The sequence below is a fragment of the Pseudomonas sp. genome, assembly GCF_030683065.1.
Taxonomy (GTDB): Bacteria; Pseudomonadota; Gammaproteobacteria; order Pseudomonadales; family Pseudomonadaceae; genus Aquipseudomonas.
Window position 1 is genome coordinate 47,803 of sequence record NZ_JAUXMX010000040.1, and the last position, 13,576, is coordinate 61,378.

Consider the following 13,576-nt stretch of genomic DNA (forward strand, 5'->3'; position numbering starts at 1 on the left):
TGCCGAGCACAGGCCACGCCATTGCGCGGGGTTATCGCTACAATCGCCGCCTCGCGCATTTCGATATGGAGCCTTATGTCGACCCTGGAAATAGTTGCATCGATTATTGGCGTTGTAGCTGTCTGGCTGACGGTAAAGCAAAACCCGTGGTGCTGGCCCATCGGCCTGGTCATGGTGGTTATGTATGGCTGGATTTTTTACGACGCCGCCCTGTATTCGAACATGCTCCTGCAGGGCGTGTATGCCGCGCTGCAACTCTACGGCTGGTGGCAGTGGACGCGGGGCGGCGATGGCCAAACCGGCGTACAGGTCAATCGGCTCAACCGCTACGGCGTGCTATTGAGCCTGGCTGCCGGGGCGACAGGCGCATTGCTGCTGGGCTATCTGATGGTGGTATTCACCGATGCCGCTGCACCCTGGCAGGACGCAACGCTCAGCGCGTTCAGCCTGGTTGCACAAGTCTGGATGGCGCAGAAGCGCGTTGAGTGCTGGCCGCTGTGGGTCATCCTCGACGTACTGTTCGTGGCGCTGTTCCTGCAGCACGGCCTTTATCTGACTGCCGGCCTGTATGCACTATTCACCTTGCTTGCGCTCAATGGCTGGCTGACCTGGCGCCGTGACCGCGCCTTGGCCCCGGCATGAAGGTGCTGGTCTTGACGGGCCCGGAGTCCAGCGGCAAAAGCTGGCTGGCAGACAAACTCCACAGCGAGTTTGGCGGTGTTGTGGTCGGCGAATACGTTCGCCACTTTATCGAACAGACCCAGCGCGACACCTGTTATGCGGATATCGAGCAAATCGCACGCGGGCAACTGCAATGGGAAGACCAGGCGCGCGCAGCGCGACCGCAACTGCTGATACTCGACACCCACCTGCTCAGCAACATGCTCTGGAGCCAGGAACTGTTTGGCGACTGCCCCACCTGGCTGGAACAGGCGCTGCTTGAGCGCGAATACCACCTGCACCTGCTGCTCAGCCCAAACCAGGTGCCTTGGGTAGAGGATGGGCAGCGCTGCCAACCAGATTTGGCCCAACGCCAGCAATTTCACCTGAGCTGCGAACGCTGGCTGCGCCTGCATCGCCAGCCACTGCAGTGTATCCAGGGCGACTGGCAGCAGCGCCAGGCCCAGGCCGTGCAGGTGGTGCAGCAGTGGCTTGCGTCGAGCTGAGGCGCCGCCGGTGCCAAGCCAACAACACACACCAAAGCACTGGCCGGCAGGGTATGGAGGCTAAGGCTATCGGCTAAAAACGCTGCACGATTGCTCTCCCTACCGGACCTTGAACTTGCTTCGGGTGGAGAAGGCGTTCTCGTGCAGCCTGTTTACCAGCGCCTGCAAACGCATGCGGTATCCGCCGTTCAACTCAACCGCGTAGCCGACTTGCGGATGATCTTGATCGAGTGCTTGAGCGTCGGCTTGCGCGTCACGCTGATCGCCTTACGGGTAACGGTATCAATGGTGATATTCCAGAAGCCACTGCTCGGCACAGTGATTCTCGCCGGGAAGGTATCGAAAGCTCCGCCGTGATAGGTGTGTCGGCCGCCATTCTTGAAGCTGCGAAAGTTCGCGTCGCTCATCAGGCGGATATTGCAGGTCTGCGAGCACTCGATCACGACTTCGTCGTCTTCGTTAAGGTGTTCGCGCTGGTGTATGTATTTCATCTACCGCTCCGCACAGCTGGGTCAGGCCAATCAAGGCGCTAGTATGAGTGTGCGGGCGGGGTTGAGCAAAGCACTCGTCACACCAGCCTGCAATAAACCTCACCACGTGACAGATACCGTCACTGCACGCCCGGTGATAGCATGCGCGCCCCATGCAGATCGAAGATTTCTACCAGCGCCTCGCCGACCTCGGTGCCAAGCCCATACACATTGGGCGAATCAGCCGTGCCTGGCTGCAAGGCAAGCCACTGGACACCGGTACCCGACATCAACAAAGCGAAAACTTCCTGCCGCTGGCGGTGCGCAATGCCCTGCCGCAGCTGACGGAAGCGCTCAACGCACTCGCTCGTCTCAGCGCCGAACACCCAGCGACGGACGGTTCGGCGCGGTTGCTGGTGGAGCTGGCCGACAAGCAAATGGTGGAAAGCGTGCTGCTGCCACGCGACGGTCTTTGCGTGTCAAGTCAGGTCGGTTGCGCGGTGGGGTGCGTGTTCTGCATGACCGGCAAGAGCGGGCTGTTGCGTCAGTTGAGCACAGCCGAGATCGTCGCCCAGGTGGCCTTGGCCCGACGCTTTCGCCCAGTAAAGAAAGTGGTGTTCATGGGCATGGGGGAACCGGCGCATAACCTCGACAACGTCCTGCAGGCCATCGACCTGCTCGGCAGCGATGGCGGCATTGGCCAGCGCAATCTGGTGTTCTCCACGGTCGGCGATCCGCGCGTATTCGAGCGCCTGCCAGAGCAGCGGATCAAGCCGGCACTGGCCCTGTCGCTGCACACCACCGATGCCGAACTGCGCCAGCAATTGTTGCCACGCGCGCCACGTATCGACCCCGAGGAGCTGGTCGAGCTAGGCGAGCGCTATGCACGGCAGATCGATTATCCGATCCAGTACCAGTGGACGCTGCTCAAGGGCATCAACGACAGCCAGGCCGAAATGGACGGCATCCTGCGCCTGCTCAAGGGTAAGTACGCGATCATGAACCTGATCCCCTATAACAGCCTGGATGACGATGAGTTCCAGCGCCCGGATGGCGACCGTATCGTGCAGATCGTCCGTTACCTGCACAGCCGCGGCGTGCTGACCAAGGTGCGCAACTCCGCCGGCCAGGACATCGACGGTGGTTGTGGTCAGTTGCGTGCGCGGGCAGTCGAGGTTCTCGACCGCCGTCGCCGGGTTGAGCGCACAACTGGCGCTTGAGACCGCGACACCCTGCAAGCTGCTGTCGACATGGCGCTGCCTCGGCCTCTGTCCACAGGTTAAGATGCGCACCACTTCCGGCCATGGATCGGGCTAATAGGCCCACAGCGAACCCTGCATGATCGAGCGTCAACGCCTACGCCACATCCTCACTCTCGGCCTGCCGATTATCGGCGGCATGCTCAGCCAGAGCCTCCTCAACCTGGTGGATGCGGCCATGGTCGGCCACCTCGGCGAGAAGGCATTGGCCGGCGTCGGCATCGGCAGCTACGCCAACTTCATGGCCATCGCCCTGGTCATGGGCCTTGGTGCCGGTGTGCAAGCGCTGGTTGCACGCCGCCGCGGCGAAGGTCGCCTGGATGAGCTCGCGGCACCGCTGAATGCCAGCATGCTGATCGCGCTGTGCCTCGCCCTGCCCCTAACGGTATTCTGCTGGCTGAACGCCCAGCCGATCATTGGACTGCTGTCAGGCGACCCCGAGGTGCTGGGCATTGGCACCACCTACTTCGAGTGGCGCGTGCTGGCGATTTTCGCCGTCGGCCTGAACTTCTCCTTCCGCGGCTACTGGAACGGCAGCCACCGCTCCGGGGTGTATATGCGCACCTTGGTAATCATGCACCTGGCCAATGTGCTGATCAGCTACTCGTTAATCCACGGCCTGTTCGGTTTACCGCAAATGGGCGCAGCCGGCTCAGGGCTGGGCACCACTCTGGCGCTGTACCTGGGCTCACTGATTTATGCCGTGCAGACTTGGCACAGCGCTCGCGGGGAGGGCTTCCTGACCCGCCGCCCCAGCATTATCGACCTGCGCAGCCTGCTACGCCTGTCGCTGCCCAACTCGGCTCAGCAATTCTTCTTCGCCACCGGCATTACCGCGCTGTTCTGGATCATCGGCCAGGTCGGCACCGCCGAGCTGGCAGTCGCTCATGTGCTGATCAACCTGGCGCTGCTGCTGATCCTGCCGGCGATCGGCCTGGGCATGGCGGCCACCACCCTGGTCAGCCACAGCCTGGGCGAACAGGACTTCGATGCCGCCCATCGCTGGGGCTGGGATGTAGTCAAGGTCGCGGCAGTCGGCCTGCTGCTGCTGGGCACGCCCTTCTGGCTATACCCGGAGCTTATCTTGCAACTGTTCGTCAGCGATCCGGCATTGATTGAACTGGGCAGCTGGCCGTTGCGCCTGACCGGCCTGGGCATGGTGCTGGATGCCACCGCCCTGGTACTCACCCAGGCACTGCTCGGCGCTGGCGCCAGCCGCACGGTGATGCTGGTCAGCCTGGGCAACCAGTGGCTGTTCTTTCTGCCCTTGGCTTACCTGCTCGGCCCCATCTTGGGCTATGGTTTGTTGGCCATCTGGAGCCTACAAATTCTCCAGCGCGGCCTCGCCTCGGTGATTTTTGCCGTGATGTGGCAACGACGAGGCTGGACCAACATACAGTTGTAGGTAACCAATGTGGCTGTTAGACGAACCTGACAGACCGCAACCCAGGGGTACATATGAGCAAGCAGGATGATCCAGACAACAAGCCACTGACTCTATGGGAAATGCTGCAAAGCGTGCTGGCAGCAGCCATTGGCGTACAGAGCGGTAAGAAGCGCAGCCGTGATTTCAGCCGCGGCAAACCCAGCCATTTCATCATCCTCGGCATACTGTTCACTCTGCTGTTCGTGCTGGTGATTTTTTCTGTGGTCAAACTGGTGCTGCATTTCGCAGGTGTTTGAACCCGGGACTGTAGCCTCAGCCCCTAGCGCAACAGGCCGTCGATAGAGCAATCATAGCCCTGCCGCCCCGGATTGAGCGCGGTACTGAAACGACGAAAATCCAGGCTGGCATCACGCGTTTTGATGCGCCGCAAAAAATTTAAGGCGTCTTGCTTATTGAGCATGCGAAACAGGTTTGCCTGTTGATCCTTGCCGCCGCGTGTAGCGAAATCCATGCCTGCAGCATGGTCGTGGAGCATGACCAAGGCGCAGCCGCCAAGAATGAAATGGCCACTTACAAGAGCGCTAACGCGCCCATCAATCCGTGCCTGCAGCACTTTCGTTGAGTTGTTCAATGCCGAATAGCGCAGCTGCCGCCCCTGCTCCTCAGCCGCGCGCATGACGCCAAAAGCCATCTCGTCATTCGCCGCCCACACCAGGCCAACATCGGGGTAACGCGCAAGCAGGACTTGAGCCTGTTCATAGGCGCGCTGGCTCGACCACTCCCCATACAGCAGCTGCCTTAGGCGCATGCCTGGGTGCTCGGCTAGCGCTCGATGCAGGCCCGCCTCACGCAATGTGGCGGATGGCGTCTGCTTGATTCCCGAAAATGCGACCATTTCGCCAGAGCCAGCTGGCGCCAGGGCGATCAAGGCCTTGGCCATCAGATAACCGGCGTCCTCATCGTTGGGCACCAGACTGCCAATCCAGTTGTGATACTTCTCCCGACTGCCGCCGGCAATTGCCTGTTGATCCGGGGTTAGGGTGCTGTGCAGGGCGAAGAGTTTGGTCTGACTGTCAGCAAACAGGCGAAGAATCTCGGGCCCGGCATAGTGTTCGTTGACGAAGACCAGGTAGGTTGGCTGCTCTTGGGCTTGCAGAACATCACGTGCATGCTGCAGCACCTTGAGCTGGTCACGCTCACCATCGAGCACCCGCAACTCGATCCCCAAGTCAGCCGCAGCCTCGTGCATGTAACCGATGTAACCGACCCAGAACGGCTCATTCGCATAGCCAGGATTGATAAACACCACAGACACGGGAGCCTTGGCCGTGACGAGCGCACCCGCGCTTGCCGCAGAAACCAGGCTACTGAGCATTGAGAACAGCAGCAGAGAAGCAATACCAACAACCGACCCAATCACGCACATACCTCCAGAAAAGCGTGCGCATTATAGGCTCAGGCAATGGCTCTTTGCCGCCATCGGTCCATAAACGTATAAAAATCCGGGTTATTGCTGGCTGACCCAGAACACTGCGGTGATTACGGCTAGCAGGATCAGAACGAAAATCGCCCTGGCATCGGCAACGCTGTCTTGGCTTTCGACTTCGGTGTGGTCGGTCATGGGCTACCCTTTTATTATGCTTATGAGTGGTTCGCTTATGCAGTTAAGCCTAGGTCATGCGCTTGCTCAAGCACTGAATGAACAGCAAAAACTTTCGTTTGTTATGAACGAGCCCGGGCTCGGACCGATTAACTGGATCAATCTCCTCACTCGCCACAGGCCAGTGCCGCCTGGCTCTTCGCGCGAGACAAATCTTGGTGGGTTGTCGTTGCGCAACGGACGCCCTGCCCGTTAAACAAAACGCCCTTCTGTAGCGACAGATTCCCCCAAGTGAAGCGGCCTAATGATTCACCGCGAACAACTGGAGGCAGACTCGCAGCGCCCTCACCAGTATTTTCAGCGCCTGTGAGGTTATGTTCTTGCCCGTCCTTAGCACTCGAAGTTCTGTCCATATACTAAAACTTCACTTTTGCGCATAACCTTGAGCTGGTATCTTCCTGCAGCTCCGTTAGGGGTGCGCCCATGCGCGCAGAATTGCTGTAAGCAGCCTGACACAGGACTCTTCATGTACGTATACGACCAGTACGATCAACAAATCATTGAGGACCGCGTCCAGCAGTTCCGTGATCAGACCCGCCGTTACCTGGCTGGCGAGCTGAGTGGCGAAGAATTCCGCCCGCTACGCTTGCAAAATGGCCTGTACATTCAACGCTTCGCGCCTATGTTGCGGGTTGCCGTGCCCTACGGCCTGCTGTCTTCCAAGCAGGTGCGCATGATGGCCAAGATTGCCCGCGACTACGACAAGGGCTACGCCCACATCAGCACCCGGCAGAACGTTCAGTTCAACTGGCCTGACCTGGAAGACGTGCCCGAGATCCTCGCCGAACTGGCCACTGTGCAGATGCACGCGATCCAGACCAGCGGCAACTGCATTCGCAACACCACCACTGACCAGTTCGCCGGCGTGGCCAAGGACGAGATTGTCGACCCACGGCCCTGGTGCGAAATCATCCGTCAGTGGTCGACCTTCCACCCTGAGTTCACCCACCTGCCGCGCAAATTCAAGATTGCAGTCAATGGTGCAACCAACGACCGCGCGGCAATCGAGGTGCATGACATCGGCCTTGAAGCTGTTAACAACGACGCTGGAGAGCTGGGCTTTCGCGTTTCCGTCGGTGGCGGCCTGGGTCGCACTCCGGTGGTCGGCAGTTTCATCAATGAATTTCTGCCGTGGCCGCACTTGATCAGCTACCTGGACGCCATCCTGCGCGTCTACAACCGCTATGGCCGTCGCGATAACAAGTACAAGGCGCGCATCAAGATTCTGGTCAAGGCGCTGACCCCCGAGGTGTTCGCCGAGCGCGTCAACGCCGAGTGGGTACACCTGAAGGATGGCCCAACCACCCTGACCGAAGCCGAAGTAACGCGCGTCGCTGCGCATTTCATCGACCCGGCCTATAAGCCCCTGCACGATCAGGACGCGGTTCTGGCGCAACTTGATGCTGAGCACCCAGGCTTCTCCCGCTGGCGCCAGCGCAACACCTTCGCCCACAAGAAACCCGGCTATGTCGCTGTCACGCTGTCGCTCAAACCTACCGGCGTAGCACCGGGAGATGTCACCGACAAGCAACTCGACAGTATCGCTGACCTGGCTGATCGCTACAGCTTTGCCGAGGTGCGCAACAGCCACAACCAGAACATCATCCTCGCCGACGTCGAGCAGAGCCAGCTGTTCAGCCTCTGGGGTGAACTGCGCGAGCATGGCTTTGCCACTCCGAACGTGGGCCTGCTGACCGACATAATCTGCTGCCCGGGTGGCGACTTCTGCTCCCTGGCCAACGCCAAGTCGATCCCGGTGGCCGAAGCCATCCAGCGCCGTTTCGATGACCTGGATTACCTGTTCGACATCGGCAACATCGAGTTGAATATCTCCGGCTGCATGAACGCCTGCGGCCATCACCATGTTGGCCACATCGGCATTCTCGGCGTGGACAAAAAGGGGCAGGAGTTCTACCAGGTATCCATCGGCGGTAATTCTGGCCGCGATGCCAGCCTGGCGCAGATTCTCGGCCCATCCTTTGCCCAGGATGACATGCCCGATGTGATCGACAAGATCATCAAGGTCTACGTCGAGCAACGTACCGATGAAGAAAGCTTCCTCGACACCTTCCGACGTATCGGTGTTGCCCTGTTCAAGGAGCGTGTATATGCAGCGAATCATTAAGAATGGCCAGGTGGTCGACGAAACCTGGCATCTGCTGCCCAAGGACACCACCCTCGATGGCCTGAGCAACTGCGATGACCTGATCGTCCCGCTGGCGCTGTGGATCGAACACCCGAGCGCACTCAAGGCCCGCGACGGCGGCCTGGGGGTGTGGCTGGATGCTGGGGAAGAGATCGAGGAGATTGCCGATCAGCTGGAAAACTTCCAGGTCATCGCCCTCAACTTTCCTGCTTTTACTGATGGCCGCCACTGCTCCACTGCCTATTTGCTGCGCACCCGCTATGGCTACAAAGGCGAAGTGCGGGCCATCGGTGATGTGCTGCGTGACCAGCTGTTTTCCTACCAGCGCGTCGGCTTCGATGCTTTCGCCCTGCGCGAAGACAAGGACCCACTGGACGCACTGAAAGCCTTCGAGGAGTTCTCGCAGGTTTATCAAGCCTCCAGCGACCAGCCGCAGCCACTGTTTCGCCGCCGCGCCTGATCGTTGCCCTGAACAAAAGAGCCCTGCATTGCAGGGCTTTTTTATGAAGCAACGTTATTCGTAGGAGCCAGCTTGCCGGCGATCAGGCATCGCGCAGCGCCAGCAAGCTGGCTCCTACAGGGGCGGTGGGCTGACCAGCCAGCAGGCGCGAACTCAATCCACGCGCACCAATACCCGACCCACCAGCTTGCCGGCGAGTATCTGGCCGATGGCCTCGGGCACATTTTGCAACGTGACTTCAGTGACCAGGCGTTCAAGGTCGTCGAGTTTCCATTGCAACGAGAGCTTGTCCCACATGGATGCTTTGACCACCAGCGGCAGTTCGACCGAGTCCACCCCAAGCAGATTAACCCCGCGCAGGATGAACGGCAGTACGCTGCCCTTGAACGCCACCCCGGCAGTCAGCCCGCAGCACGCAGCGCTGCCGCCGTAGCGTAGCGACTTGACCACATTGAACAGAATATCGCCGCCGACGGTATCCACCGCACCCGCCCATTGCTCCTTGAGTAGCGGGCGCTCAGCTCCCTCCTGCAGCTCACTGCGCGGCACTACCTGTCGGGCACCGAGGCTCTTGAGAAACTCGCCCTGCTCAGTCTTGCCAGTAGACGCCGCCACGCTGTAGCCGAGCTGGTTGAGCAACGCTACGGCAATGCTGCCCACGCCTCCGGTCGCACCCGTCACCAGAACAGACCCGGCATCCGGCAGTACGCCAGCCTGCTCAAGCTTGTCGACACAGAGCGCGGCTGTCAGGCCCGCAGTACCCAGCACCATGGCCTCGCGCAGGGTCAAGCCTTGAGGCCGTTTCAGCGCCCAAGCTGATGGAATACGAATGTACTGAGCGAAGCCACCCGCGGTATTCATGCCCAGGTCATAGCCGGTGACAATCACTTCATCGCCGACGCTGAATTCAGCGACGCTCGACTGCTCGACCACGCCCGCGGCATCAATGCCTGGCGTGTGTGGAAAATGCTTGGTCACCGCACGGCTGCCAGTGGCAGACAATGCATCTTTGTAATTCAGTGACGAGTAGCGAACCCGAATCAACAGTTCACCGGCCGGCAACTCACTGATGTTGCGCTGGACAATTACTTGCTCAAACTCACCCGTCGCACTTTCACGGGCCTGCAGTGCTGTGAACGTGGTCATTTTCATCTCCAGGGTTGAAAGGGTGTTTACTAATGGCGATGTCCCAATTAATTGGTGCAATGGCTAACAGGCCTCGGTCTAGCGGACCTCGCAGGGTGCGCACGGCGCACCCTCGGTATTCTTCCCCAAACACCCCACGCAACAGCTAATTGCTACATAACCTTACTAATTACTGCACTGCAACGCGGCAAAGTGAAGGAACTGGCCCGCCGGGTGAACACAGCGAGCCAATCACGCGTCACCGCCTGGCAATCACTTACTTACTTTAAGTGGACTACCAGAAGCGCTGCTGGTTAAGGCGGCTTAGCCAATTCAAGGTGAAGCGATCCAAGGCAACGCTGGCTGCCAGACCGACACGCTCCTGCAAGCTTTTCTTCTCGGCGTAGTGCAGGTGAAACAGCTCAGTCTCACGGGCCCGCTCGGCCAGGTATTCGTCGCTGGTCTTGAGTTCATCGACCAATTGTTTTTCCAGTGCGGCAATACCCAGCCAGACCTCTCCAGTGGCGATATCGTCGATATCCAGTTGCGGCCGATAGCGGGCGACGAAGTTCTTGAACAGCTCATGAATGACTTCCAGGTCTTCCTGGAATTTCTCCCGGCCCTTCTCGGTGTTTTCGCCAAATATGGTCAGGGTGCGTTTGTATTCGCCCGCAGTAAGCACCTCGAAATCAATGTCATGCTTTTTAAGCAGGCGGTGCACATTGGGCAGCTGGGCAACCACGCCAATCGAACCGAGCATGGCAAAGGGTGCGGAAATGATCTTGTCGCCGATGCAGGCCATCATGTAGCCGCCGCTAGCCGCTACTTTATCGATGCATACTGTCAGCGGGATGCCCGCTTGGCGAATTCGCGCCAACTGCGAGGACGCCAAGCCATAGCTATGCACCATGCCACCGCCACTTTCCAGACGCAGCACCACTTCATCCTGAGGTGTGGCCATGCTCAGCAAAGCGGTAATTTCATGGCGTAAACCATCAGTCGCCGATGCCTTGATATCGCCGTCGAAGTCCAGCACAAATACCCGTGGCTTGTGCACAGCAGATTTTTTTGCCAGCTTGGCAGCCTTGGCTTCTGCCTGGTGCGCGGCCTTGAGTTGATCCTTGTCCAGCACCGCCAGCTCAAGACGCTGGCGCAACTGCTTATAGAAGTCGTTGAGCTTGTCCACCTGCAAATGCCCGACAACGCGCCGCCCCTTACTGCGGACCGCGACCAAAGCGGCCAGGACCACCACAATGGCAACAACCAGGGTTACCGTCTTGGCCAGAAAGGCCGCATATTCTGCGAAAAACTCCACGCACTTCCCCTCATTATTTATTCCAGCGCCAGTGTTGCTCAACGCTCGCTGCAACCAAGCATACCGATGCCACCCGCTGGCGACCAGTTGCCTGACATACAGGCTTGAATGACGGGCCATAAATTCAAACAAGCGTATGTTTTTTCGTTGACAGGCCTGCACGATCCCCATACGCTCGGCGAACTTTACCGAACATGGACGCTGGCACGTGGGCAGTATTTACCTGATCAGACATGGCCAAGCTTCATTCGGCGCCGATGACTACGATGTGCTCTCCCCCATCGGTATTCGTCAGGCTGAAGTATTGGGCGCGCACCTGGCGGACCTCGGTATTCGTATCGACCGCAGCATCAGTGGTGCCTTACGTCGCCAACAGCACACTGCCAATACAGCCATGAATCAGCTGGGCAGCAACTGCCAGGCAATTCCTGACTTACATATAGATGCCGCCTTCAACGAGTTCGACGCTGACGCGGTAATTCGCAACTTGCTCCCCGGCTTGCTTGACGAAGAACCCGAAGCCCTGAATATCTTGCGCAATGGGCCGCAAAACCGTGTCGAGTTCCAGCGCATTTTCGCACTGCTGATTGGCCGCTGGATTTCCGGCGACCATGACCAGCCCGGCCTGCAAAGCTGGCAGGCATTCGTTGAGCAGGTTCAGGGCGGACTTACTCGCCTGTTACAGCTGGCGGATAGCAAACAGAACATCGCCGTATTCACCTCCGGCGGCACCATCACAGCATTGCTGCAGCTGATTACCGGCGTGCCGGCCGACAAGGCCTTTGAACTAAACTGGCAAATCGTCAACACCTCACTAAGCTGCCTGAAGTTTCGCGGCAGCCAAGTGAGCCTGGCTTCCTTCAACAGCCATGTGCATCTCCAGCTGCTGAAGGAGCCGGAACTCATCACCTACCGTTGAGTTCCAGCCTACCGCGCCCATAAGGACGCGAGAAAACCCTGAAAATAAAGGAAGACATCATGAGCGTTGCAGACATCATCAATACCATGCAGTCCAAGTTCAACGCCTCTGCCGCTGCGGGCCTGGATCTTGTGTTCCAGTTCAGCATCGAAGACGGTGAGAACTACTACCTGGTCATCAAGGACGGTACCTGCGACGTCCAGCAAGGCGATGCCGACAACGCCAACGTGACCCTGATCATGGACACCGAAACCCTTAAGGGCATCACCAGCGGCGAGACCGATGGCATGCAGGCCTTCATGGGCGGCAAGCTGCGCGCCGAAGGCGACATGATGCTGGCCATGAAGCTGGGCGAACTGTTCCCGGTCTAAACTTCACGGCAGCAGCCTCACCTAATAAACCGGAGCCGCGTGCTCCGGTTTTTTTTTCGCCTGCTGGTGAAATCAGGCTGCCTGATTGCGCGGCAACACGACCGCCTATAACGGCCTGTATTACTTGTTACGACCCGGGCGCAGCATTAGATTAGCCAATAATCTAGGCCACCCATCATAAGCAGAAGGGATAAGCATGGCGCTTACTGACCAGTCCACACGTATCCGCGAGGGCGAAGAGCTCGACGCCGCGATCATTGACGCGTACCTCAAGGCGCATATTCCCGGCCTGACTGGCGAGCCGCGCATCAGCCAGTTTCCTGGCGGCGCGTCGAACCTCACCTACCTGCTCGAATACGCGGAGAAGGAATTCGTCCTGCGCCGCCCGCCTTTTGGCCAAAAGGCCAAATCCGCTCACGACATGGGCCGTGAGTACCGCATCCTCAACCAGCTCTACGAGGCGTTCCCCTACTGCCCGAAAGCCTACGTGCACTGCACCGACGAATCGGTAATCGGTGCCGAATTTTATGTAATGGAGCGGGTCAACGGCATCATCCTGCGCTCCGATATGCCAGCTGAACTGAACCTCGACGCCGACAAGACCCGCCAGCTGTGCAAGAGCTTTATCGACAAGATGGTCGAGTTGCACAACGTCGACTACATAGCCTGCGGCCTTGGTGATCTGGGCAAACCGGAAGGCTATGTAGAGCGCCAGATCGGCGGCTGGAGCGCTCGCTACGAGAAGGCCCTGACCCCTGACGCGCCACTGTGGGAACCGGTCAAGGCCTGGCTGAAAGACAAGATGCCGGCCGACCACCCCAAGCCGGCCATCGTGCACAACGACTACCGCTTCGACAATGTGATCCTCGACCCAAGCAACCCGATGCAGATCATCGGTGTACTGGACTGGGAGTTGACCACCATCGGCGACCCGCTGATGGACCTGGGCAACACCCTTGCCTACTGGATCGAGGCCGACGACCCCGCGCCGGTGCAACTGATCCGCCGTCAGCCGAGCAATGCACCGGGCATGCTCAGCCGTCAGGAATTTGCCGACTACTACGCCGAGCGCGCCGGCATCGAGATCAAGAACATCGACTACTACTACACCTACGGCCTGTTCCGCCTGGCCGGCATCGTGCAGCAGATCTATTACCGCTATTACCACGGCCAGACCCAAGACAAACGCTTCGCCCAGTTCGTGCAAATGAACAAGCTGCTGGAGCAAATGAGCCTGCAGGTTATCGCCAAGTCGCAGTTGTAATCGGCCGAACAGGCCTTCACCAATAAGGGAAACG

The 13,576-nt window shown here is 59.0% G+C and carries 14 protein-coding genes; 10 read left to right on the plus strand and 4 right to left on the minus strand.

Features of this window, described 5'->3' with window-relative positions; genetic code table 11:
- Positions 1-75: 75 nt before the first annotated feature.
- Positions 76-642 carry a nicotinamide riboside transporter PnuC gene (gene pnuC, locus Q8K09_RS13130; RefSeq protein ID WP_305255408.1) on the plus strand — a complete coding sequence of 189 codons (567 nt, stop codon included), beginning with the start codon at positions 76-78 and terminating at the stop codon, positions 640-642.
- On the plus strand, positions 639-1,166 hold the full coding sequence (locus Q8K09_RS13135; RefSeq protein ID WP_305255409.1) for an AAA family ATPase: 528 nt from the start codon (positions 639-641) through the stop codon (positions 1,164-1,166). The genes pnuC and Q8K09_RS13135 overlap by 4 nt, the downstream gene beginning before the upstream one ends.
- Positions 1,167-1,354: 188 nt before the next feature.
- Here Q8K09_RS13135 and Q8K09_RS13140 read toward each other — a convergent pair whose 3' ends face one another.
- Positions 1,355-1,657 carry a DUF1883 domain-containing protein gene (locus tag Q8K09_RS13140; protein WP_305255410.1) on the minus strand — a complete coding sequence of 101 codons (303 nt, stop codon included), beginning with the start codon at positions 1,655-1,657 and terminating at the stop codon, positions 1,355-1,357.
- Positions 1,658-1,809: 152 nt separating this feature from the next.
- On the opposite strand from Q8K09_RS13140, the gene Q8K09_RS13145 reads away from it, so the two are divergent.
- From Q8K09_RS13145 to Q8K09_RS13155, 3 genes are all read left to right on the plus strand, one after another.
- A complete protein-coding gene (locus Q8K09_RS13145; protein ID WP_305255411.1) occupies positions 1,810-2,856 on the plus strand; it encodes an RNA methyltransferase in 1,047 nt (348 codons plus the stop codon).
- A gap of 118 nt (positions 2,857-2,974) precedes the next feature.
- Positions 2,975-4,300: an MATE family efflux transporter gene (locus Q8K09_RS13150; protein ID WP_305255412.1), complete on the plus strand. Its 1,326-nt coding sequence runs from the start codon at positions 2,975-2,977 to the stop codon at positions 4,298-4,300.
- Between the two features lie 53 nt (positions 4,301-4,353).
- A complete protein-coding gene (locus tag Q8K09_RS13155; RefSeq protein ID WP_305255413.1) occupies positions 4,354-4,578 on the plus strand; it encodes a DUF2970 domain-containing protein in 225 nt (74 codons plus the stop codon).
- Between the two features lie 23 nt (positions 4,579-4,601).
- Here the strand turns inward: Q8K09_RS13155 and Q8K09_RS13160 are convergent, their stop codons facing one another.
- The gene (locus tag Q8K09_RS13160) at positions 4,602-5,708 is read right to left on the minus strand and encodes an ABC transporter substrate-binding protein (protein ID WP_370869533.1); all 1,107 of its coding nucleotides are present in this window, start codon (positions 5,706-5,708) and stop codon (positions 4,602-4,604) included.
- A 700-nt stretch (positions 5,709-6,408) separates the two neighbouring features.
- Between Q8K09_RS13160 and Q8K09_RS13165 the strand changes: the two genes are divergently transcribed.
- Together Q8K09_RS13165 and Q8K09_RS13170 are read left to right on the plus strand one after the other, a co-directional pair.
- Positions 6,409-8,067, plus strand: coding sequence for a nitrite/sulfite reductase (locus tag Q8K09_RS13165; protein WP_305255415.1), 1,659 nt, complete (start codon positions 6,409-6,411; stop codon positions 8,065-8,067).
- The gene (locus Q8K09_RS13170) at positions 8,051-8,548 is read left to right on the plus strand and encodes a DUF934 domain-containing protein (protein WP_305255416.1); all 498 of its coding nucleotides are present in this window, start codon (positions 8,051-8,053) and stop codon (positions 8,546-8,548) included. Before Q8K09_RS13165 ends, Q8K09_RS13170 begins: the two co-directional genes overlap by 17 nt.
- A gap of 153 nt (positions 8,549-8,701) precedes the next feature.
- Here Q8K09_RS13170 and Q8K09_RS13175 read toward each other — a convergent pair whose 3' ends face one another.
- Entirely contained in the window at positions 8,702-9,694 is a 993-nt protein-coding gene (locus Q8K09_RS13175; protein WP_305255417.1) for a YhdH/YhfP family quinone oxidoreductase, read from the minus strand.
- Positions 9,695-9,968: 274 nt separating this feature from the next.
- Entirely contained in the window at positions 9,969-10,988 is a 1,020-nt protein-coding gene (sohB, locus tag Q8K09_RS13180; RefSeq protein WP_305255418.1) for a protease SohB, read from the minus strand.
- A gap of 208 nt (positions 10,989-11,196) precedes the next feature.
- Here sohB and Q8K09_RS13185 point away from each other — a divergent pair, with 208 nt between their 5' ends.
- The 3 genes from Q8K09_RS13185 (at position 11,197) to Q8K09_RS13195 (ending at position 13,542) form a co-directional block, all read left to right on the plus strand.
- Positions 11,197-11,907, plus strand: coding sequence for a histidine phosphatase family protein (locus Q8K09_RS13185; RefSeq protein WP_305255419.1), 711 nt, complete (start codon positions 11,197-11,199; stop codon positions 11,905-11,907).
- A gap of 56 nt (positions 11,908-11,963) precedes the next feature.
- Positions 11,964-12,278, plus strand: a complete 315-nt coding sequence (locus Q8K09_RS13190; RefSeq protein WP_305255513.1) for an SCP2 sterol-binding domain-containing protein — start codon at positions 11,964-11,966, stop codon at positions 12,276-12,278.
- Positions 12,279-12,474: 196 nt separating this feature from the next.
- Entirely contained in the window at positions 12,475-13,542 is a 1,068-nt protein-coding gene (locus Q8K09_RS13195) for a phosphotransferase family protein (RefSeq protein WP_305255420.1), read from the plus strand.
- Positions 13,543-13,576: the final 34 nt, after the last annotated feature.

Excerpts from the sequence above, each read along its gene's own strand:
- pnuC (WP_305255408.1), top strand. The coding sequence starts at position 76 with ATGTCGACCCTGGAAATAGTTGCATCGATTATTGGCGTTGTAGCTGTC.
- Q8K09_RS13135 (WP_305255409.1), top strand. The coding sequence starts at position 639 with ATGAAGGTGCTGGTCTTGACGGGCCCGGAGTCCAGCGGCAAAAGCTGG.
- Q8K09_RS13140 (WP_305255410.1), bottom strand. The coding sequence starts at position 1,657 with ATGAAATACATACACCAGCGCGAACACCTTAACGAAGACGACGAAGTC.
- Q8K09_RS13145 (WP_305255411.1), top strand. The coding sequence starts at position 1,810 with ATGCAGATCGAAGATTTCTACCAGCGCCTCGCCGACCTCGGTGCCAAG.
- Q8K09_RS13150 (WP_305255412.1), top strand. The coding sequence starts at position 2,975 with ATGATCGAGCGTCAACGCCTACGCCACATCCTCACTCTCGGCCTGCCG.
- Q8K09_RS13155 (WP_305255413.1), top strand. The coding sequence starts at position 4,354 with ATGAGCAAGCAGGATGATCCAGACAACAAGCCACTGACTCTATGGGAA.
- Q8K09_RS13160 (WP_370869533.1), bottom strand. The coding sequence starts at position 5,708 with ATGTGCGTGATTGGGTCGGTTGTTGGTATTGCTTCTCTGCTGCTGTTC.
- Q8K09_RS13165 (WP_305255415.1), top strand. The coding sequence starts at position 6,409 with ATGTACGTATACGACCAGTACGATCAACAAATCATTGAGGACCGCGTC.
- Q8K09_RS13170 (WP_305255416.1), top strand. The coding sequence starts at position 8,051 with ATGCAGCGAATCATTAAGAATGGCCAGGTGGTCGACGAAACCTGGCAT.
- Q8K09_RS13175 (WP_305255417.1), bottom strand. The coding sequence starts at position 9,694 with ATGACCACGTTCACAGCACTGCAGGCCCGTGAAAGTGCGACGGGTGAG.
- Q8K09_RS13195 (WP_305255420.1), top strand. The coding sequence starts at position 12,475 with ATGGCGCTTACTGACCAGTCCACACGTATCCGCGAGGGCGAAGAGCTC.